The following is a 19708-nucleotide window of genomic DNA, read 5'->3' as shown; positions in this document are numbered from 1 at the left end:
TCTCCAACAGGTTTTGCTGGACTCTAGAGTATTCGTCGCGCAGATTTAAATTCCGTTTCGTCATCCAGAACATGCATCAGATGAATGATCTGCGCCGCATCGACCTCAACCTGCTGGTGATCCTCGACGCCTTGCTCAGCGAGCAGCACGTCACCCGCGCCGCCGAGCGCCTGCACCTCAGCCAACCGGCGGTCAGCCATGCGCTGGCGCGTCTGCGCGATTTGCTCGGCGACCCGCTGCTGGTGCGCGCCGGCGCAACCCTGGCGCCCACAGCGCGAGCGCTGGAACTGGTCGCGCCGCTCGCCGAAGCGCTGGCCCAAGTGCAATCGCTGCTGGCACCAAACACCTTCGATCCGGCCAGCGCCCGACGCACCTTTCGCGTGGCGATGTCGGACTACGGCGCGGCGATCATCCTCCCTGATCTGATCCGGACCCTGCGCCGCGAAGCGCCGGGCATCGACCTGCAAATCAGCCACGCCAGCCGCGAAGGCATGCTCGAAGGCGTGCTCAATGGCGATATCGACGTCGCCGCCGGCGTCTTCCCGGAAATGCCCCACGAATTGCGCAGCACGCTGCTGTTCGAAGAACGCTACGTCTGCCTGCTCGACCGCCAGACCCTGCCGGCCAACGGCGTGCTCGATCTGCCCACCTACCTGTCGCGCCCGCATGTCTTGCTGGAAATGCGCGGCAGCGGCACACCGGAAATCGAGCGAGCCCTGACCTCCCTGCGCGAACGCCGTCGCGTCGCGATCAGCCTGCCGCACTGGAACGTCGCGCCGCAGTTGATCAGTGGCACGGATTTGATTCTCACCGTGTCATCGCGCAGCGTGCGCGATTTGGGGCATGGGGATTTGATTGTTGTGCCGCCACCGTTTCATATTCCGCCGTTTACGTTTGTGCTGGCCTGGCACAAGCGGCGGGGTGGGGATCAGGCGTTGAATTGGTTGAATCGGAAGATTGAGGAGGGGATAGTGCGCGGCTGAACAGTCATCAAGGAACGGGACGTGGCAGGGAAGTCTGAACCTTACTTCCGAATACCTCAGAGGTTACTGAACCGATGCTCACCGGCCTCAACCACCTGACCCTCGCCGTCAGCGATCTGAACCGCAGTCTGGCGTTTTATCGTGACGTATTGCAGTTGCGCGTCGAGGCGACGTGGGACGCCGGTGCCTATCTTTCGCTTCCGGGACTGTGGCTCTGCCTGTCGCTCGATCCGCTACGCACAAGCGAGCCGGGCGCCGACTACACCCATTACGCCTTCAGCCTCAACGCTGCGGATTTTGCGTTATTCGTACAAACGCTAAAAGCAGCAAACGTGCGGGAATGGCGCGATAACCGCAGCGAAGGTGCGTCGTTCTACTTCCTCGATCCTGATGGCCACAAGCTCGAAGCTCACGTCGGCGATCTGGCCTCGCGACTCGCAGCGTGTCGGCAGAAACCGTACACCGGCATGCGTTTTTACGACGGGCAGTGATCAGGCGCAATCGGCTGATATAGACTGGCCGCCACGTGTTCTGGCGCTTGCAGGTTTTCCATGACTCTATCGTTGCTAATGGCCGTTCTGGCCTCGGGTTTCATTTACGGCATCACACCGGGGCCGGGTGTGCTGGCGGTGTTCGGTATTGGCGCGGCCCATGGGCGACGGGCCGGGGCGGGGTTTCTCTGCGGGCATCTGCTCGGTGATGTGGTCTGGTGCAGCACGGCGCTGATCGCGATTGTTGGCGCGCGTGAAATCGGCAGTACGGCGTTTGACGTGCTCGGTGTGCTCAGCGGTCTGTACTTGTTCTGGCTCGGCTGGCGCGCGGTGCGGGCACAGCGGCGCAATGCCGATGAACCGCAGGGCGCGGCGCGCAATCCGTTCTGGCACGGCATTTTGTTCGGGCTGACCAATCCCAAGGCGTACCCGGTGGCGGTGGCGACGTTTACTGCGCTGCTGTCGAGCCGTGCCGAGTTGCTCAACTGGTCGATGCTGCCGACGCTGATCGCCCTGAGCTTCCTTGGCGGGCTGCTCGCCTACGCTATTCTCATCGGTGTTGTCGGCGCGCAGCGGGTGCGCACGCTGTATCAGCGCCGCGAGTTGCTGATCACCCGGTTGTGCGGGGTGATGTTCATCGGTTTCGCCATCAACGCGTTGGTGCATGCGTTGCCGGGGCTGATGCCGAACAAGGCTTGAGGGTGACTGTAAATCGCGCAGCGCGGCAATCATCGGGCGCTGCATTAGCTGATTGCGCTTCACCGTTCGTCAGTGCGTCGACAACTTTTCTAAACCTTTGCCGGCCAGAAAATTCTCAATCTAGGCGGGCACCTGCTCGCCACGATCATTACCAAGAGGTAGAGAATCATGCCTAATTCAAGAAACTCGAACTCGGGAAACTTCGCTAACGATCGAACGAAGGCGTCTGAAGCCGGTCGCAAAGGTGGGAAAACCACTACAACGACTGTCGACAAAGACCCTGCGAAAACAGAAATGGGCCGCAAGCCCGGTCAGAAATCGAAGTAGTCAGTGAAGTCGTTTTGATTGAGAGGCGGGGGCGTAAGCTCCCGCTTGAATTTTGAGAAAAGGAGGGCGCGACCATGAGCCGGATGGCCACCCGTTTACGCAATTTGAGTGTTGTTTCGCTGTTGAGCCTGTGCGCCACCAGTGCTTTTGCCCAGTCGCCTGCCGATTTCATCAACGATGCGTCGGCCAAAGGCATGGCTGATATCGAAGCCAGCCGCTTGGCCCACGGGAAAACCGAATCCAAAGAGGTCAAGGATTACACCATCGTCGTTATCAATGACCGAACCACCGCCAATCAGCATCTGGCGAAAATTGCCAAGAAGCTCGACCTGCCGATCGCGCCGCGCGAAGAAATCGCCGACAAGGCTAAAGAGCTGATTCCAGAGGTGAAGGACGGCGCGACGTTTGACCAGGCCTATGCCGCGAGTCAGGTCAAAGCCACCGAAGAGGCCATTCAGCAGATCGAGCAGGAAGCGCAGACCACTGACGTGCCTGAGATCAAAGCCTTCGCCGACGAGACCCTGCCGAAACTGCAGAATCACCTGGAAATGGCCCGAGCCTTACAGGCCAGCCGCTAATCTCACAGACAACACAGATCCCCTGTGGCGAGGGGATTTATCCCCGCTCGGCTGCGCAGCAGTCGTTAAACCATTCAATGCAGTGTGTCAGGTTGAATTCGGCAGCAAGAAATGGGGCTGCTTCGCAGCCCAACGGGGATAAATCCCCTCGCCACAAGTGTTTTTATTCGCCCGATAAACCTAGCACTCATTCAAATCCTGCTTCGACTTGCTCTTCTCACCCAGCCCTTCAAGGTTAAACACCTCGCCCTCGCCCAACGAGCGGTAATGCCTGCGCAACGCCTCCAGCTGTTTCAAATCCAGCGCTTCCAGCCCGAGCATCGCGTTCTGCGCTTCCTTGGTCACCAGCAGCAACTCATCAATCTTCAAATGCAGAATGTCAGTGTCACGGTTCTGCGTGTTCTGGATCAGAAATACCATCAGAAAGGTGATGATCGTGGTCGAGGTGTTGATGATCAGTTGCCACGTATCGTTGTAATTAAAGATCGGCCCGCTCAACCCCCACAGCCCGATCAGGATCAACGCCCCCATAAACGTCTTTGGGCTACCGGCCCACAGAGCAAGCTTCTGGGAAATCTTCGCGAATTTCATAGCCGTATTCCTTATTGGGGGGAGTGCATGAAATTCAGACAATGACGGCGTTGTGAAAATTCTAATTACAAATCAGCGAATGGAACCGGACGTTGGTAGGGCAGCGCCGGCCAGTTGGATCACGGTATGGTAGCGGCATCTGTTTTTCCAGGTTTTGAAGCAAACGCCTCACAGGAGAACGCAATGAGTTGGTCCGCCAAGCAATACGTCGCTTTCGAAGATGAACGCACCCGCCCGGCCCGCGATCTGCTGGCGGCGATTCCCACGGCAGAAGCGCGAGCGGTGGTTGATATCGGTTGTGGCCCGGGCAATTCGACGGAGCTTCTGCTGCAGCGTTTTCCTGAGGCGAAAATCTGCGGGCTGGACAGCTCGCCGGACATGATCGACGCGGCACGCAAGCGTTTACCGCAGTTGCAGTTCGAAGTGGCTGAGATTGATCAATGGGCGGACGCCGGGCCGTTTGATGTGATCTTCGCCAATGCCGTGCTGCAATGGGTGCCGGATCACGCAGCGTTGTTGCCCGCGTTGGCCAACAAGTTGTCGGCGGGCGGCAGTCTGGCGATTCAGATGCCGGATAACCTCAACGAACCGTCCCACCGCTTGATGCGTGAAGTCGCCGCGAATGGCCCATGGGCCGCGAAGCTCGCCGGCGCGGCGGGGCAGAGGACGGACATGGCGAGTGCCAGCGATTATTTCTCGATGCTGCGGCCGCATTGTGCGCGGGTCGATGTCTGGCGCACGACGTATCACCATCAATTGTCGGGTGGCGCGGCAGGGGTGGTTGAGTGGTTCAAGGGTAGCGGGTTGATTCCGTTTTTGAGTCCGCTGACTGAAGCGGAGCGGGCGGAGTATCTGGAGCAATACCTGAGGGAAGTCGCGAAGGCTTATCCGGCGTTGGCGGATGGGTCGGTGCTGTTGCCGTTTCCTCGGTTGTTTATCGTCGCGACTCGCTGAAACGAACGAATGCGTTGTTCGACTGGAGAGCGGCGGCGTTACATCCGGCGAGCCCCTCACCCCAGCCCTCTCCCAAGGGAGAGGGAGCTGATTTGGGGGCTTTTCAAATCCTGAGTTCGGCTCGATATCGCAGGTCGGCGTAGCTCGAACAGGCACCTCGGTCAGTTCCTTCTCCCTCTGGGAGAGGGCTAGGGTGAGGGGCTATTCCAAGGTTGAATCCATTCAACGCTGCACCGCGACCAGCATCATCATCGGCCGCTCCCGCTCTTCCGCCAGCGCCGGTTGTGCCGCCACCTCGGCATCACTCGGCCCCCATTCATTGACATGACGAATGGTGAACCCCGCCTCAATCAACGAATTGAGCAGCGTCCCGATCGTACGATGCTGCTTGATCACGCCCTCGGCCAACCAATGGGTCACCCGCTCACCTTCCATCTGATAACTGTCCAGCGGCCAACGCTTGTTGCCCTCGCTATCAACCAGCCACCCCGGATTACGCGGGGCCATAAAGATCGGATGCTCGATGGAAAACACAAAGTGCGCACCCGGTTTCAACGCCGCATACAGGTGAGCAAACAGCCCCGACAAGTTCTTGATGTAGTGCAGCGCCAGTGAACTGTACGCCAGATCAACACTGCAAACCGGCAGGTCGAGCTGCTCAAGATCGGCACGTTCATAACGGATATTCGTCGCCACCGTTGTCTGCCGCGCGCGCTCCAGCATCTTCTCCGAAACATCCAGACCCAGCACATTGGCGGCACCGTTCTCACTCGCCCAACGGCTGAACCAGCCATAACCACAACCCAGATCGACCACATTCAAACCATGCATGGCCGGCAACAATGCCTTGAGCGCCGGCCATTCCGGCGCGGCATCGAGCCCGCCGATGGAGCGGTTCATCTGGCTGTAGCCCTGGAAAAACTCGGGATCGTCGTAGATGTTTTGCGTCATGGTGCGGGAGCTCTTTGAAGTTCTGACGAGTTGAGTGTGTCGAGACAATGTTTGATAAACAACCTGTGGCGAGGGAGCTTGCTCCCGTTGGGCTGTGCAGCAGCCCCAAGATTGTTGGGGGCGCTTCGCACCCCAGCGGGAGCAAGCTCCCTCGCCACAGGTTCACTGTGTTTTTTAACTTTGCTGCAATACTTTCAAAGCCGCCGACGCAAGAAAACCCGAGCGGCTCTTTTCTTCCGGATGGTGCAATAGATCTTCAACAATGCAATTAAGCAACTGGCCCGGCGCCGTTAAGGAGGGTGTGTTTCAAGGATTTGCGCTCGAGTTTTTACCAAACCCCAACACAAAAAAACCGGCCTTTAAAACCGGTTTTATCTTGCAGCCAGAAGCATTCAAGCCCCTGCAAGCAAGCTCTCGTAGGGGATTCGCAAGCCTTCATGCAAGCGCTTGATCATCGACAGGCTCAGTTTGCGCTTGCGATTCAATACCTCGGATACGCGTCCACTGGTGCCAATGAACGGTTCCAGATCACGTGGAGTCAACCCCTGCTGTTCCATGCGAAATTTAATCGCTTCAATCGGGTCGGAAGGTGGCATTGGAAAATGCTGGTCTTCGTACTTCTCGATCAGCAATGCGAGAATTTCCAGCTCGTCGCCCTCAGGCGAATTGAGTTCGGCGCCCCACAGCTGCTCCATGCGTACAAACGCGGCGGCGAGGTCTTCCGGACTCCGAATGGGTTTGATGTTCATTACACGGTCTCCGCGTTGATCTGGTCATATTGGGCATGGCTGCCAACGAAGCGGATGAAGCCGAGCTGCCGTTGATAGTCGATCGCCAAAATCACTCGATACTTGTTACCGCCGATATTGAACACCACTCTCGCGCCTTTAAGGACGCTTGCGGTTCTCAGTTCGGCTTTTACTGCCTGTGGCGTACGGTATTCGGCCTTTTCCATGTGGCGATACTATTCAACAAGCGGTGTCTCCGAGTCAGCGAAAGCAGGATGGCTTTCCCAGAATTGCCGCAAGGTTGATCTTGCCATTATCCGCATCCATGCCTCCTCCCGTTTTGGGAGATGTTAGTCGTCAGTGTCCAGTGATGCAATCACTGATGTCAAAAGAACAGGGCGAGGTAGCAGCCCCAGCTTCAGGTTAGAAGGCATCTGAACTAGAAAATCGAGGTTTGTTTTGCAAGGAGTGACAAGACGAGGCGAGGAGAGAAAACCTACGGAATATCGAACTCTACAAACCCCAGACACAAAAAAACCGGCTTTATAGGCCGGTTTTCTGTATTCCTGCATCCCCCGTCAAAAAATCACGACGTGAGACAAAATTTGATTGGAGCGGGTAGAGGGAATCGAACCCTCGTCGGAAGCTTGGGAAGCTACTGTTCTACCATTAAACTATACCCGCTCAGAGCGGCTGACTTTGTACCAGACTCGGCCACGGATTTGAAGTTTCTTTTGCAAAATAAGCCTTTGAATCGTTGAAAACGGTCAATCGCGGACGAGCACTGCGGGTCGCAAATCAAAAGCTCAACCCCGCAGGCTCGCGCGCGACGACACTTTTTCAAATAGCCAATGCATGTTGATCCTGAACAAACGAGTAACGCGTTCGGCTGGTCTGCTGCGCCGGTTTCAGAAAGCCGAGCAAGGCGTTCTGGCTATCGCGGCACGCCGCTTTGTGCTCCATATCGAGAAAATGCCCGGTGGCTTGCAGGGTGGTGAAGGTGCTCTGCGCGACGTGGTTGCCGAACAGGCGCGCATCGTCGGCGGCGGTGTATTCGTCCCATTCGCCGTTTAAAAACAGCACTGGCACGTTGATCTTTTTCGCCGCGTTCAAGTAACACTGCCGGTCGCTGTGCAGCACGTCGCTGATGTGGAAATGCATCTGCCCGTATTCGTGCTCGGCCAGGCTGCTGACGTGGCGGTAGTTGAAGCGCTTGAACAGCGAAGGCAAATGTTTGCCGATGGTGTCGTTGACCAGATGGCCGACGCGGTCGCCGTCGCGCTGGCCGAGGTAGTCGACGCCACGTTCAAGGTAGTCGAGCATGTGCGCGTTGATCACCGGCGAGAACGAGCTGATCACCGCCCGTTCGATGCGCCGAGGCTGGTGGGCGAGGGCGACCAGGGTCGCAGCACCGCCCCAGGAAAACGACAGCACGTGCTCTGCGCCAAAGTGGTCAATCAGCTCCAGCAGGATTTGCCCTTCGACTTCCTTTGTCAGATGTTTCTCGTGGCGGTTGTGGGCTTTTGACCGACCCGCGTAGGGCTGGTCGTAGCAGACCACGTTGAATTGCGGGTGCAGGTTCTTCACGGTTTGTGCAAACGACGCAGTCGTGGCCATCGAGCCGTTGACCAGAATGATGGTCTTTTCTGCGGCGTCTGCGCGATAGAACTCCGTGTAAACCCGATACTGACCCTGTATATCCAGCACAGCGATTTCTGGCCTCATGTCATAAGACTCCTGGCAAGCAAGCGGGTATGCGCGCAATGGTGAGATTGCACGAGCTTTGTGACAGGTAGGCATACGCCTGGAATTTGCTTGGCCCATGTCGATCCGATAAGGCAGGTCGACGGGTATTGTTATTGGCGGGCAGTTTGTCGGCTGAGACGCAGCCCTTGGGGCTGACGACCGACAAAAAGTTTCTTAGAGGTATGTTGTGACTCGTCGGTCACATTTCGGCCGACGTCCTGATTCAAGCAGGGGAGGCAGGATCGCGCAAGTGCCGTTGGTAAATTGTTCGACAACTTCTGCTCAGCGGTCGCGGGCTTAGAACAAATGAATCTCTTCGGTGCGCAAAGCGCGGTACTCGCCCGGTTTTAGCGCGTCATCGAGCTGTAACAGCCCCATGGATTCACGGTGCAAGCGCAGGACTTTGTTGTTGAAGAAACCAAACATGCGCTTCACCTGATGGTAACGCCCCTCGACGATGCTCAGCCGCGCCGAGCGTGGGCCGAGCAGCTCCAGTTGCGCCGGCTGCGTGGTCAGATCCTCGAACGCGAAGTAAATCCCCTCGGCAAAGGTGATCGCATATTCCGCGCCAATTTCCTGCTCGGTCTCGACGTAATAGACCTTCGGCAGTTTGGTCTGCGGCTGGGTCAAGCGCCGCGACCACGCGCCGTCGTTGGTGATCAGCATCAGCCCGGTGGTGTTGAAGTCCAGACGCCCGGCGATATGCAGGTCGTCCTTGTCCGGTTCATCGATCAGGTCAAGCACGGTCGGATGCTGCGGATCGCGGGTGGCGCTGACGCAGCCGGGCGGTTTGTGCAGCATGAAGTAGCGCGCCGGTTTGCCGAATTGCAACACCTCGTCATCGACCTCGACACGACTGAATTCCAGCACCTCGCTGTGCGGATCGCTGACGACTTTTCCGTCAATCCGCACGCGCTTTTCCACCAGCAACAGGCGCACCTGCTGACGGTTGAAGCGCGGTAGATTGCTGAGGAAACGGTCGACGCGCATGTTCAGTGTTCGATCAATGAAGGGGCGCGCATCTTACGGGATCGGCCGCTTGGCCGCTTGCAGTTGCGCCTCGACCTGCGCGCAACGCGGGCACAGGCAGGATTGATTGCGCAGTGCTGGCGGCAGCGCTTCGAGCACCGCCGGGTCGATGCTTACGCCGTAGCACCAGCATTCGCGGTCGGCTGTGCGCGGGTCGGCCAGGCTGCAGTCGTTGCGGGCGCCGCAGGCCGGGCAATGGTCGGGTCTAACGTCGGAATCAGGCATAAGTCGAGTGAGGCATTTCCACGCAGGTGCGGTTGCGGCCGGTTTGTTTGGCTCGGTACATCGCATGATCGGCCCGCGACAGCAGACTGTGCAAGGTGTCATCGCGTTGCAGGGTGGTGGCGCCGATGCTCACCGTCAGATTCAGGGTGTGACCGTTGTAGGCATATTCCTGTTGTTCGACGTGCTGACGAATTTTCTCGGCGATGTTCTGACCGGTGTCGCCGTCGGTGTCCTTCAGCAACACGATAAATTCCTCACCGCCCCAACGGCAGACGATGTCGGCATGGCGCAGGCAACTTTGCAGATCGCGGGCGAAGCCAATCAACACCTGATCACCGGCCATGTGCCCGTACGTGTCGTTCAGCGCTTTGAAGTGATCGAGGTCGATCAGCAACGCTGTCAGCGGTTTGGTCTCGCGTTGCGCTTCGTGCAGGGCTTGCGCGGCGAGCAGGTCGAAGCCGCGACGGTTGGGCAGTTCGGTGAGGCTGTCGAGCGTCGCCTGCGCCTGGATTTTGCGCTGATAGCGTTTGATCACGCGGTTGAGCAACGCCAACACGCTCAGCGTCACCAGCAAGCAGATCAACAGATTGAGATAGAGCGACTGACGGATTTCGCTCAACGCACCGTCTTCGCGTTTATCGACGAACAGGTACCAGTTCAGCTCGGGAATGAAGCGCACGTTGAGGAAATGCCCCTGGCCTTCAGCGGAATACTCGTAGCTGCCGCTGTGCGGTTTCGGCAACTGACTGACCAGACTTTTCATGCTCTCGATTTCGCCAAGACTCTGGCCGATGTGCGCGCCTTCCGGGCCACCTTCGGCGCCTGTCAGCACCAGTCGGCCAAAGGTGTCGACAAAGTACACGCTGCGTTGATAGCGCTGCTGGTATTTGTCGATCAACTTGATCACTGCGTCGACGGTCAAACCGACGCCGGCCGCGCCGATGAAACGCTCGTGGTAGTCGTAGACTTTGTAGTTGATGAAGAAGGTCAGGTTGTCCTTGTTGGCCAGATCCGGGTCGACGTTGATCTCGTACGGATCCTTCATGTCGCGCACGCGGAAGTACCAGGCGTCGCGCGGTTCTTCCACTTTGATCTGCTTGAGCACGCCTTTGGCGTGGTAGTAGGTGAGGGTGCTATTGGAGACGAAAAACGCGGTGTAGGCGCCGTAATGGGTCATGACCTCGTTGAGGTAGCGGGTCATTTGCTCGGGGTTTTGTTCGCCGTTGACCACCCAGTCGCGCATGAAGGTGTCGCGGGACATCATCGAGGAAATCAGGATCGGTCGGACGAGGTCTTTCTGGATTTCCGAATAGACCGTGTCGGAGGTCAGCGGCAGCTCGGTGTTGACGATGTTGTCGCGGATCGAGGCGCGCGAGGCGTAGTAGCTCAGCAGGGACGTGGCAAGGAAACCGGCGCCGAGCAGGGCGATCAGCGTGAGTACCAGCGAGCGTTGGGAGTACAGCGCAGATCGATGCGGCATGGCAGTTCCGTTGGCAGTGGCCCGATGGCATGCATTCTAGTGGGACTGCGGGGAAATAACTGCTCCATGTGCGGCGCGAATGGTCGTTCCTGTCTTCGGCAGGGTTATACATGAACCTGTGGGAGCGAGCCTGCTCGCGAAGGCGCCGGGTCAGTCAACATTGAAGTGTCTGGCACTGCGCTTTCGCGAGCAGGCTCGCTCCCACAGGGGGGCGCGGTAAGGCCAGGGTTTTCAGGTAGGCCCGCCAGCCGCCGAGGTGGCTGATGTCTTTGGCGCCTTCAAGACCATACGGCTCACAAATAAACCCACTCTCCCAACGCCCATCTGTCAGTTGCACTTTGCCCAATCCCAGCGGCGCCGGAATCCCCATCAGAAACGAACCCAACTCGCTGCTCGGCAACTCCCACACCTCCACCGCAATCGCTACGCCACCGTCTTTCACCCGCACCATCCCCGGACGCAATGGCGGGCCGCCGGCCAAGGCGTGCAGTTGATAATCCGGCGAGCTCAGCGTGGTTTCCAGCAACCGCCCACCGCGCTGCGTCAGTTGCCAGTTCAACGCCAACCCTTGCAGATGCGCGCCACACACCACTATTCGCGCACGATCATTGCACGCTACGTTCGCGGGCGTCGGCAATGCAGTGTCCTGCTGACGCTGCAACGCATCCGCCACACTCAAGAGATATTGATCGGTAAACACCCGGCCAAACAACGTCACGCCCCACGGCATCCCGTTAGCCATAAATCCGCTCGGCACGGCGACGGCGGCGTAGTCGAGCAGGTTCATGAAGTTGGTGTAGTAACCCAGTTCGGAATTGCGCAGCACCGGTTCGGCGTGCAGTTCGGCGAGTGTCACCGGGCGGCCGATGGTCGGCGTCAGCACACAGTCGAGGCCTTCGAGTGCTTGATCGCACAGCGCTTTCAACGCTTGCAGTCGGTACTGCGCGCGGAAAGTCTGCACGCCGCTCACCGCCGGGGCTTTGGCCAGCACGGCGCGGATAACCGGCAAAACGGCTTGCGGATTCTGTTCCATCAATTCGCCGGCAACGCTGTAACGCTCGGCGACCCACGGCCCTTCGTAAAGCAAACGTGCCGCTTCAAGAAATGGCGTCAGATCCAGTTCAACCGCTTCGCCACCCAAGGCCTTGAGTCGGTCGATGGCATCGCCGAACAACAGCGGCCCTTCAACACAGCCGAAAAACTGCAGATCCTGCGCACGCGGCACGCCGAAACGAAACGGCCGTGGCGCACCAAACGCCGAGCCATCATTCCACGACGGATTGCGGCGACTGTACTCATCGCGCGGATCGATTTTCGCCGTCAGCGCCAGCAACTGGCTGGCCTCGCGCGCCGTTGCGGTAAACGTGGTCACGCAATCCAGCGTACGGCAGGCGGGCACCACCCCAGCGGTGGAAATCAGCCCTTTGCTGGCCTTCAATCCGAGCAGATTATTCAACGCCGCCGGCACCCGACCGGAGCCTGCGGTGTCGGTGCCCAAAGCAAAACTCGCCACGCCCAAGGCCACCGCCAGCGACGAACCGGCGCTGGAACCGCCCGATGGATATTCCGGCAATACGCTGTTTGGGCAGGCGCCATAAGGCGAGCGGCTGCCATTGAGCCCCGTGGCAAATTGATCGAGGTTGGTCTTGCCCAGCGGAATCGCGCCCAACGCGATCAGTTGCTCGACGATGGTCGCCGAGCGCTCCGGCACATAAACAAAATCCGGGCACGCGGCGGTGGTCGGAATGCCGGCCAGATCGATGTTGTCCTTGATCGCAAACGGCACGCCGTACAGCGGCAGACTGTCGAGATCACGACCATCGAGGGCCGCCAGATACGGCTCCAGTTCGGCGACGCTGAGCAGGTGAATGAACAGGTGATAATCCGGGTTCAGCGCGGCTGCTTTGTCGCGCAGTGTCGGCAGCAGTTGACGCGGTGTGGTGTCGCCATTGCGGTAGGCCTGGCGCAGAACATCGAGTTGCAGATTCATGGGTTGATCCTTATTCAATTGGCTTCAGTCGAGTTCCAGCACCACGACCCGTTGTCCCGCACGCACCGCCGAACCGGGTTGCACACGGATCTCGCGCACCACGCCGGCCATCGGCGCGAGCAGCGGGATTTCCATCTTCATCGACTCGAGAATCACCAGCACATCGCCGGCCGCAACACGGCTGCCAGCCTCGACCTGCACCTGCCAGAGATTGCCGGCGATGTGGCTGTCGACGCTGTGTTCACCCTCCGCCAGCAGCGCGTCCTCGCTGGATTCGACCACCGCTTCTTCACTGTCGAAATGCGCCTGACCACTGGCGATCCAGCGTTCGCGTTCGGCATTGAAGGCACCCTGTTGCTGAGCGCGAAAGGCGCTGATGCCCTCGGCTTCACGACTGAGAAACGCTTGGTAATCGGCGAGGTTGAGCTGGCTGTGTTCAATGTTGAGATCGAAGCGCCCCAGCGGAAAATCGCGGCGGATGCGCAGCAGTTCTTCAGCGCTGACCGGGTAGAAACGAATCTGGTCGAAGAAGCGCAGCAGCCACGGTTTACCGTCGAACGCGGCCACCTCGCGGTAGCGGTTCCACATCTGCAACGTGCGCCCGACAAACTGATAACCGCCGGGGCCCTCCATGCCGTACACGCACATATAAGCGCCGCCGATGCCCACCGAATTCTCGGCCGTCCAGGTGCGCGCCGGGTTGTATTTGGTGGTGACCAGACGGTGGCGCGGATCGAGCGGCGTGGCCACCGGCGCACCGAGGTAGACATCGCCGAGGCCCATCACCAGATAGCTCGCATCGAATACGGTGCGCTGCACTTCGTCGAGATTCGGCAGGTCATTGATGCGGCGGATGAACTCCAGATTGCTCGGGCACCACGGCGCGTCCTTGCGCACGGTGGTCATGTATTTCTCGATCGCCAATTGGCAGGCCGGGTCATCCCAGGACAGCGGCAGATGGACGATGCGCGACGGCACTTGCAGGTCGTTGGCGGCGCACACCGCGTCCCATTCGCCGGCGATGATGCCGAGGAGATCGGCGAGCGGCAGTTGCTCCGGCTGGTAGTGGATTTGCAGCGAGCGAATGCCGGGGGTGAGGTCGATCACGCCGTGCAGGGCTTTGTGTTCCAGCGCCTGCATGAGGGCGTGGGCGCGGAAGCGCAGGACGAGATTGAGCTCAGGCTCGCCGATTTCCAGCAATAGATGCGTATCCCCAGAGACACGCGCAACAAGCCGCACATCCCCCTGACCCAATTCCAAAACCACAGGCGATACTAAACCCTGTGGGAGCGAGCCTGCTCGCGAATGCGGTGGATCAATCAATACTGAGTTGTCTGAAATATCGCGTTCGCGAGCAGGCTCGCTCCCACAGGGGAGATCCCATTTCAGGGCGAGGTTGCGGGCGTCAGTGAGAGAGACGGGGATGAACTGGATTTTATCGCCCGCCTTGAGCTGCCCCAGTTGCCACAGATCCGCCTCGATCACCGTCACCGGGCAGACAAATCCGCCAAGGCTCGGGCCATCCGGGCCGAGGATCACCGGCATGTCCCCGGTGAAATCCACCGCGCCAATGGCGTACGGATTGTCGTGAATATTCGAAGGATGCAACCCGGCTTCACCTCCGTCCGCCCGTACCCATTCCGGCTTCGGCCCAATCAGCCGAACACCGGTGCGGCTCGAGTTGAAATGCACTTCCCATTGGGTTTCAAAGAACGTGCCGATGTAGTTCTCAGTGAAATACTCCGGCGCAGCGTGCGGGCCGTAGATCACCCGAATCTGCCGCACGGCGGGCAGCGCGGTGACGTGTTCTTCAGCCAGTTGTTGACCGCTGCTGCGATCAGTCAGAGCAGGCACATGCAACACATCACCCGCGCGCAACGCGCGACCACCGTGGCCACCAAACTGACCCAACGTGAAAGTGCTTTTGCTACCCAGATAATCCGGCACCTGCAAGCCACCGCGCAGGCACAGATAGCTGCGCGCCCCGGCACCGCTGATGCTACCCAGATGCAACGTCGCACCCGCCGGGATCAGCAGGGCGGTGTTCATCGGCACGCTGTCACCCTCAAGCGTCAGCGCGATCGGCGCACCGGTCACCGCGATCACCGCTGCACAATTGAAGCGCAGCAGCGGCCCGCTCATGGTGATTTCCAGCGCCGCCGCGCCTTCAGCATTGCCCAGCAAGCGATTGCCCAGACGCAGCGCGCGGCTGTCCATCGGCCCCGACGGCGGCACACCGACCGCCCAGTAACCGAGGCGGCCGGGATAGTCCTGCACGCTGGTTTGCGTGCCTGCGCTGAGCACTTCAAAAGTGTTGGCGCGATAGACCAGACCTTCCAGACAACGCGTCCACGGCTCACCGCTGGCGAACGGCGTGTCGAGGAGAATCTGCCGCAGGTAATCACGGTTGGTTTCCACGCCGTACAACAGACTGTCGCCCAGCGCTTGATGCAATTCGGCCCGCGCCTGTTCACGAGTGGGCGCCCAGGTAATGACCTTGGCGATCATCGGATCGAAATACGGCGGGATCTCGCAACCCGCCTCAACCCACGTGTCGATGCGCAGTTGAATACCGTTGGCCGGCGGAAACTGCACCGCCGTCAGCAGGCCCGGGCTCGGCTGAAAATCACGCCCCGGATCTTCCGCATACAGCCGCGCCTGAATCGCATGGCCTTCGGGTTTCAACTGACGAGACAACTCGCTCAGCGGCGGCAGATCACCGGCGGCCAGCTCCACCATCCAGCGCACCAGATCCACACCCCAGACCTGTTCGGTGACACCGTGCTCGACCTGCAAGCGCGTGTTCACTTCGAGGAAATAGAAGCGCTGCGCCTCGCTGTCGAAAACGAATTCCACGGTGCCGGCGCTGCGATAGTTAACGGCTTTCGCCAGTTTGATCGCCGCCGCGCACAGCTCTTCGGCCATGCCGTCCGGCAGGTTTGGTGCCGGGGTTTCTTCGAGGACTTTCTGATTGCGCCGTTGCACCGAGCAGTCGCGCACGCCGAGGGCGATGACTTCACCGCGACCATCGCCGAACACCTGCACCTCCAAATGGCGGGCGCGCTGGATGTACTTCTCGATGAACACGCCGGCGTCGCTGAAGTTGTTCTGACCGAGGCGTTTGACTGCCTCGAACGATTCGCTCAATTCGCTGGCGCTGCGGCACACGCGCATGCCGATGCCGCCACCGCCAGCGGTGCTTTTCAGCATCACCGGGTAGCCGACTTGTTCGCCAGCGATCAGCGCAGCGTCGAGGCTGTCGAGCAGTTCGGTACCTTCAAGCATCGGCACGCCGTGTTGTTTGGCCAAGGCGCGAGCGGTGTGCTTGAGGCCGAATACGCGCAGTTGCTCCGGTGTCGGGCCGATGAAGGCAATGTTCTGCGCTTCGCACGCTTCGGCGAACGCGGCGTTCTCGGACAGAAACCCGTAGCCGGGATGGATCGCCGTGGCACCGCTGTGCTTGGCGATGGCGAGGATCTTGTCGACGGCCAGATAGGTGCCGGCAGCGGCGCCTTCACCGAGGCTGTGCGTTTCATCGGCTTGCAGGATGTGCAGGCTGGCGGCGTCGGCTTCGGAGTACACGGCCACGCCTTTGACCTGCAATGACGCGAGGGTGCGCAGGATGCGGCAGGCGATGGCGCCCCGGTTGGCGATAAGGATTTTTTCGAACATGGCATAACCCCTGAAGGGGAAGCGGGCCGTCCCGCCGTTTTTCGACAGACATCCGGGCCGTCCCGGATGACTTAAATCCACGCTGCACCTGTAGGAGCTGCCGCAGGCTGCGATCTTTTGATCTTGAATTTTCAAAAAGCAAAATCAAGAGATCGCAGCCTGCGGCAGCTCCTACAGGGGAGCGGTTATTTGATGCACTGCCCGGAGCGCGCCTGGCACAGGGCGAAAAGCAAGCGGCGTAAACGGCGGATAGTCAGTTCCATACCAGTAGCTCCGCAGGTGTCGGGTTGTAGGCATTGCATGGATTATTCAACTGCGGACAATTGGAAATCAGCACGATCACGTCCATCTCCGCGCGCAAATCCACATACTTGCCCGGCGCTGAAATGCCGTCCTCGAACGTCAGTCCGCCGTCCGCCGTGACCGGCACATTCATGAAGAAATTGATGTTCGGCCCGATGTCGCTTTTGCCCAAGCGTCCGTCATGCACACACGCGCGCAGGTAGTTGTCGCGGCAGCTGTGCATGTAGCGTTTTTCCAGGGCGTAACGCACGGTGTTGCTCTCTTGCGCGCACGCACCGCCGAGGGTGTCGTGGCGGCCGCAGGTGTCGGCGACGATGGTCAGCATCGCGTGGCCGAGGTTGGAATAGAGCACGCTGCCGGTGCTCAGATAGACGCTGTTCTGCCGGCGCAAAGTGCGTTGCACGTCGTAGCGTTCCTTGGGATTGGCGACGCTGTAGAACAACGTATCGACCGCTTGATTACCTTCCAGATCAAGGATGCGCAGGGTCTGCCCGGCCTTGACCTCCATCAGCCACGGCTCACCGGCCGGGATCGTGGCGCGGTACACCGCAGCGTCGGGTTGTTTTTGCGAAGTGGCGATAGCAACTGACATGGCAGCGATCCTCAGGCGAACAAACGGTCGGTGTTGATAAAGCCGCGCTCATTTTCCGGGCGCGAAGTGCGGCAGTGTTCGGCGACGCTGGCGTCGGCGTTCATCCAGCTCAGCTTCAGCGGTTTTGGTGCATATTCCGGCGCCGGATCCATCGGGTGTTGCAGCGCGGTGAGCACCACCAGCGTGTCCATCGGCGCGTACAGTTCGATGTAGTCGCCGGCCTTGGAATTGCCCTCGACGAAGTGGAACCGCCCGGCCTCATCGACGTTGACGCGGCTGAACAAATTGAGGGTCATCAACAGGTCGGACAGGCCCAGGCCCCACTTGCCGAGTTCCACCAACAGGTTGTCGGTGCCGTTGCGGAAGAAGCCGTTGCGCAGTTCCTGATAGCGACCCTCGCCGTACTTTTCTGCGACCTCTTCGGCGCAGAGCACGCCGCCGAGGCTGTCGCTCCAGCCGCACGTGTCAGCAGTGATTGCGGCCAGCACGCGGCCCATGTCCGAGTACAGGCAGTGACCGCTGGTGAGCTTGGCGGTGTGTTGGCATTTGAGGCTGTCGGGCAGGTTCAGCCGCTCGGTTTTTTCGTTGGCGTTGAGCAGGGTCATGCTGACGTTGGCGCCGCCGCGCAGGTCGGTCAGGCGCAGCAATTGCCCGCGCTTCAACACGAAGGAACGGTGGCCGCCACCGGGGAGCATTTCTTCGGCGACCGGTGGAAACAGTTGGGTCGAATCAGTCATCGGCTTATTCATCAGAGCAGTCCTCTCAAGCGGTGCGAAGGGCGCCTGCCAGTGGCAACGGCAGGGCGTCGACGGCGGCGCGTTGGGCGCGGCGGTCGCTGTTCAAAGGGATGTCGTAGGTGATGCGCGCGCCATAGGCGCCGGGGGCGTGCGGGTCGAGGCGCACTTTGTCGAAGACCAGCAAACGCGTGCCGAGGCTGAAACCTTCGGACAGATCATGAGTGACCATGAACACGGTCAGTCTGGTCTCGCGCCACAGCTCCAGCAGCAAGGCGTGCATGTCTTTACGGATGCCCGGATCGAGCGCGCCGAACGGCTCGTCGAGCAGCAACACGCGCGGTTTCATGATCAGCGCCTGAGCAATCGCCAGCCGCTGCTGCATGCCGCCGGACAACTGCGCCGGGTACTTGTCCAGCGCATGACCGAGGCCGACTTTGTGCAGCAGCGCCGCAGCCTGTTCGCGCGCGTCACGTTTGCCGCTGCCGAACAACCGCCCCAGCAGCGGCGCACGCGGCAGTTCAAGGCCGAGGGCGACGTTGTCGAGCACGTTCAAATGCGGGAACACCGAGTAGCGCTGAAACACCACGCCTCGGCTGGCATCCGGCTCACTGGCCAGCGCTTGACCGTCGAGCAGAATTTCGCCGCGACTCGCCGTTTCCTGGCCGAGCAACAGGCGCAGGAAGGTCGATTTGCCGCAACCGGAGGCGCCGACCAAGGTGCAAAATTCGCCTTCGTTGACATTCAGGTTCAAGCCTTCGAGCACCACTTGATCGGCGTATTGCTGCCAGACGTTTTTCACGGTGATGAAGCTCATTTGGCCGCCCCCTCATACCAAGGGAACGCCCGCCGCGTCAGGTATTTCAGGCCCCAATCCATCAGCCAGGCGAGGAGGGTGATCCACACCACGTACGGCAGAATCACGTCCATCGCCAGATAACGCCGCACCAGAAAAATCCGGTAGCCGAGGCCGTCAGTGGAGGCGATTGCTTCGGCGGCAATCAGGAACAACCACGCCGAGCCGAGCATCAGCCGCAACGAGATCAGCAAACGCGGCAACAGTTGCGGCAGCACCACGCGCAGCATCAGCGTCCAGGTCGAAGCACCGAGGGTCTGCGCCTTGATCAGCAGTTCGACGGGGATTTCTCGGGCACGCTGCTCCAGATCACGAGCAAGCGCCGGGGTGATGCCGATCACGATCAGCATGACTTTCGACAACTCGCCCAAACCGAAAACGATGAACAGAATCGGCAGGATCGCCAGCGGCGGCACCATCGACAACACCGTCAGCAAGGGCGACAACGGCGCGCCGAACAGCGGCAGTGTGCCGGCAGCGATGCCCAGGCACAGCCCGGCGAGTGCGGCGATGCCGAGCCCAATGGCCAGGCGCCGCAGACTCGACGCGGTGTCCTGCCACAACAGGTAGTCACCGGTGCGGCTGTCGGCATTGAAGGCCAGACGTTTGACCGCATCGGTCATCTGCACGGCGCTGGGCAGCAGTTTGTCGTTAGGGTTGTCCGCCAGGCGCTCGGCCGAGCCCATGAAGTAGGCGAACAGCAGCAGAGCGAACGGCAGGATCACCAACAACAGGCGACTGGGGCGATCCGGGTGGCGATTGATCAGGCGCATGGCCAA

General features: G+C 60.0%; 18 protein-coding genes, 1 tRNA gene and 3 pseudogenes. 6 read left to right on the top strand and 16 right to left on the bottom strand.

The features are described 5' to 3' along the window. Positions 1–71 precede the first annotated feature (71 nt). From KFS80_RS15450 to KFS80_RS15430, 5 genes are all read left to right on the top strand, one after another. Entirely contained in the window at positions 72–983 is a 912-nt protein-coding gene (locus KFS80_RS15450) for a LysR substrate-binding domain-containing protein (RefSeq protein ID WP_212545234.1), read from the top strand. 74 nt (positions 984–1057) lie between these two features. Continuing rightward, complete coding sequence (gene fos, locus KFS80_RS15445; protein WP_053117993.1) at positions 1058–1474, top strand: fosfomycin resistance glutathione transferase; 417 nt, start codon at positions 1058–1060, stop codon at positions 1472–1474. A gap of 60 nt (positions 1475–1534) precedes the next feature. Further along, positions 1535–2173 (top strand): LysE family translocator, encoded by a 639-nt coding sequence (locus tag KFS80_RS15440; protein WP_212545233.1) that lies wholly within the window; start codon positions 1535–1537, stop codon positions 2171–2173. A 168-nt stretch (positions 2174–2341) separates the two neighbouring features. Beyond that, entirely contained in the window at positions 2342–2500 is a 159-nt protein-coding gene (locus KFS80_RS15435) for a KGG domain-containing protein (protein WP_082341401.1), read from the top strand. Between the two features lie 74 nt (positions 2501–2574). Beyond that, complete coding sequence (locus KFS80_RS15430) at positions 2575–3078, top strand: DUF4142 domain-containing protein (protein WP_053117998.1); 504 nt, start codon at positions 2575–2577, stop codon at positions 3076–3078. Positions 3079–3258: 180 nt separating this feature from the next. On the opposite strand, the gene KFS80_RS15425 is transcribed toward KFS80_RS15430, so the two are convergent. Next, positions 3259–3669, bottom strand: a complete 411-nt coding sequence (locus tag KFS80_RS15425) for a low affinity iron permease family protein (protein ID WP_212545232.1) — start codon at positions 3667–3669, stop codon at positions 3259–3261. Between the two features lie 183 nt (positions 3670–3852). Between KFS80_RS15425 and tam the strand changes: the two genes are divergently transcribed. Further along, the gene (tam, locus tag KFS80_RS15420; protein WP_212545231.1) at positions 3853–4623 is read left to right on the top strand and encodes a trans-aconitate 2-methyltransferase; all 771 of its coding nucleotides are present in this window, start codon (positions 3853–3855) and stop codon (positions 4621–4623) included. A 222-nt stretch (positions 4624–4845) separates the two neighbouring features. Here the strand turns inward: tam and KFS80_RS15415 are convergent, their stop codons facing one another. From KFS80_RS15415 to KFS80_RS15345, 15 genes and pseudogenes are all read right to left on the bottom strand, one after another. Then, complete coding sequence (locus KFS80_RS15415; RefSeq protein WP_212545230.1) at positions 4846–5574, bottom strand: class I SAM-dependent methyltransferase; 729 nt, start codon at positions 5572–5574, stop codon at positions 4846–4848. A gap of 174 nt (positions 5575–5748) precedes the next feature. Then, a pseudogene (locus tag KFS80_RS15410) lies at positions 5749–5871 on the bottom strand (type II toxin-antitoxin system HicB family antitoxin); the annotation flags it as partial. A 95-nt stretch (positions 5872–5966) separates the two neighbouring features. Next, a complete protein-coding gene (locus tag KFS80_RS15405; RefSeq protein WP_212545229.1) occupies positions 5967–6323 on the bottom strand; it encodes a helix-turn-helix domain-containing protein in 357 nt (118 codons plus the stop codon). Further along, positions 6323–6625: pseudogene (locus KFS80_RS15400) on the bottom strand (type II toxin-antitoxin system HigB family toxin). The gene KFS80_RS15405 and the pseudogene KFS80_RS15400 overlap by 1 nt, the downstream one beginning before the upstream one ends. A gap of 287 nt (positions 6626–6912) precedes the next feature. Further along, positions 6913–6986, bottom strand: a tRNA-Gly gene (locus KFS80_RS15395). Between the two features lie 156 nt (positions 6987–7142). After that, entirely contained in the window at positions 7143–8027 is an 885-nt protein-coding gene (locus tag KFS80_RS15390; protein ID WP_053118011.1) for an alpha/beta fold hydrolase, read from the bottom strand. A 318-nt stretch (positions 8028–8345) separates the two neighbouring features. Continuing rightward, entirely contained in the window at positions 8346–9038 is a 693-nt protein-coding gene (locus KFS80_RS15385; protein WP_212545227.1) for a pseudouridine synthase, read from the bottom strand. A gap of 33 nt (positions 9039–9071) precedes the next feature. Further along, on the bottom strand, positions 9072–9302 hold the full coding sequence (locus KFS80_RS15380; protein WP_212545226.1) for a cysteine-rich CWC family protein: 231 nt from the start codon (positions 9300–9302) through the stop codon (positions 9072–9074). Then, the gene (locus KFS80_RS15375) at positions 9295–10782 is read right to left on the bottom strand and encodes a sensor domain-containing diguanylate cyclase (protein ID WP_212545225.1); all 1488 of its coding nucleotides are present in this window, start codon (positions 10780–10782) and stop codon (positions 9295–9297) included. The genes KFS80_RS15380 and KFS80_RS15375 overlap by 8 nt, the downstream gene beginning before the upstream one ends. Before the next feature lie 223 nt (positions 10783–11005). Further along, a pseudogene (gene atzF, locus KFS80_RS15370) lies at positions 11006–12772 on the bottom strand (allophanate hydrolase); the annotation flags it as partial. Positions 12773–12796: 24 nt separating this feature from the next. Beyond that, complete coding sequence (gene uca, locus KFS80_RS15365; protein ID WP_212545224.1) at positions 12797–16444, bottom strand: urea carboxylase; 3648 nt, start codon at positions 16442–16444, stop codon at positions 12797–12799. 253 nt (positions 16445–16697) lie between these two features. Continuing rightward, a complete protein-coding gene (locus tag KFS80_RS15360; protein WP_053118023.1) occupies positions 16698–17339 on the bottom strand; it encodes an urea amidolyase associated protein UAAP2 in 642 nt (213 codons plus the stop codon). 11 nt (positions 17340–17350) lie between these two features. Next, the gene (locus tag KFS80_RS15355; RefSeq protein WP_212545346.1) at positions 17351–18076 is read right to left on the bottom strand and encodes an urea amidolyase associated protein UAAP1; all 726 of its coding nucleotides are present in this window, start codon (positions 18074–18076) and stop codon (positions 17351–17353) included. Between the two features lie 25 nt (positions 18077–18101). Beyond that, positions 18102–18890, bottom strand: a complete 789-nt coding sequence (locus tag KFS80_RS15350; RefSeq protein ID WP_212545223.1) for an ABC transporter ATP-binding protein — start codon at positions 18888–18890, stop codon at positions 18102–18104. Next, entirely contained in the window at positions 18887–19702 is an 816-nt protein-coding gene (locus KFS80_RS15345) for an ABC transporter permease (protein WP_077571513.1), read from the bottom strand. The genes KFS80_RS15350 and KFS80_RS15345 overlap by 4 nt, the downstream gene beginning before the upstream one ends. Between the last annotated feature and the right edge of the window lie 6 nt (positions 19703–19708).

The sequence above is a fragment of the Pseudomonas rustica genome (genome assembly GCF_018336155.1).
GTDB lineage: Bacteria > Pseudomonadota > Gammaproteobacteria > Pseudomonadales > Pseudomonadaceae > Aquipseudomonas > Aquipseudomonas rustica.
Note: the sequence above shows the minus strand (reverse complement) of the source record. Positions and strands in the feature narration are given on the sequence as shown.

Excerpts from the sequence above, each read along its gene's own strand:
- KFS80_RS15450 (WP_212545234.1), top strand. The coding sequence starts at position 72 with ATGCATCAGATGAATGATCTGCGCCGCATCGACCTCAACCTGCTGGTG.
- fos (WP_053117993.1), top strand. The coding sequence starts at position 1,058 with ATGCTCACCGGCCTCAACCACCTGACCCTCGCCGTCAGCGATCTGAAC.
- KFS80_RS15440 (WP_212545233.1), top strand. The coding sequence starts at position 1,535 with ATGACTCTATCGTTGCTAATGGCCGTTCTGGCCTCGGGTTTCATTTAC.
- KFS80_RS15435 (WP_082341401.1), top strand. The coding sequence starts at position 2,342 with ATGCCTAATTCAAGAAACTCGAACTCGGGAAACTTCGCTAACGATCGA.
- KFS80_RS15430 (WP_053117998.1), top strand. The coding sequence starts at position 2,575 with ATGAGCCGGATGGCCACCCGTTTACGCAATTTGAGTGTTGTTTCGCTG.
- KFS80_RS15425 (WP_212545232.1), bottom strand. The coding sequence starts at position 3,669 with ATGAAATTCGCGAAGATTTCCCAGAAGCTTGCTCTGTGGGCCGGTAGC.
- tam (WP_212545231.1), top strand. The coding sequence starts at position 3,853 with ATGAGTTGGTCCGCCAAGCAATACGTCGCTTTCGAAGATGAACGCACC.
- KFS80_RS15415 (WP_212545230.1), bottom strand. The coding sequence starts at position 5,574 with ATGACGCAAAACATCTACGACGATCCCGAGTTTTTCCAGGGCTACAGC.
- KFS80_RS15405 (WP_212545229.1), bottom strand. The coding sequence starts at position 6,323 with ATGAACATCAAACCCATTCGGAGTCCGGAAGACCTCGCCGCCGCGTTT.
- KFS80_RS15390 (WP_053118011.1), bottom strand. The coding sequence starts at position 8,027 with ATGAGGCCAGAAATCGCTGTGCTGGATATACAGGGTCAGTATCGGGTT.
- KFS80_RS15385 (WP_212545227.1), bottom strand. The coding sequence starts at position 9,038 with ATGCGCGTCGACCGTTTCCTCAGCAATCTACCGCGCTTCAACCGTCAG.
- KFS80_RS15380 (WP_212545226.1), bottom strand. The coding sequence starts at position 9,302 with ATGCCTGATTCCGACGTTAGACCCGACCATTGCCCGGCCTGCGGCGCC.
- KFS80_RS15375 (WP_212545225.1), bottom strand. The coding sequence starts at position 10,782 with ATGCCGCATCGATCTGCGCTGTACTCCCAACGCTCGCTGGTACTCACG.
- uca (WP_212545224.1), bottom strand. The coding sequence starts at position 16,444 with ATGTTCGAAAAAATCCTTATCGCCAACCGGGGCGCCATCGCCTGCCGC.
- KFS80_RS15360 (WP_053118023.1), bottom strand. The coding sequence starts at position 17,339 with ATGTCAGTTGCTATCGCCACTTCGCAAAAACAACCCGACGCTGCGGTG.
- KFS80_RS15355 (WP_212545346.1), bottom strand. The coding sequence starts at position 18,076 with ATGACTGATTCGACCCAACTGTTTCCACCGGTCGCCGAAGAAATGCTC.
- KFS80_RS15350 (WP_212545223.1), bottom strand. The coding sequence starts at position 18,890 with ATGAGCTTCATCACCGTGAAAAACGTCTGGCAGCAATACGCCGATCAA.
- KFS80_RS15345 (WP_077571513.1), bottom strand. The coding sequence starts at position 19,702 with ATGCGCCTGATCAATCGCCACCCGGATCGCCCCAGTCGCCTGTTGTTG.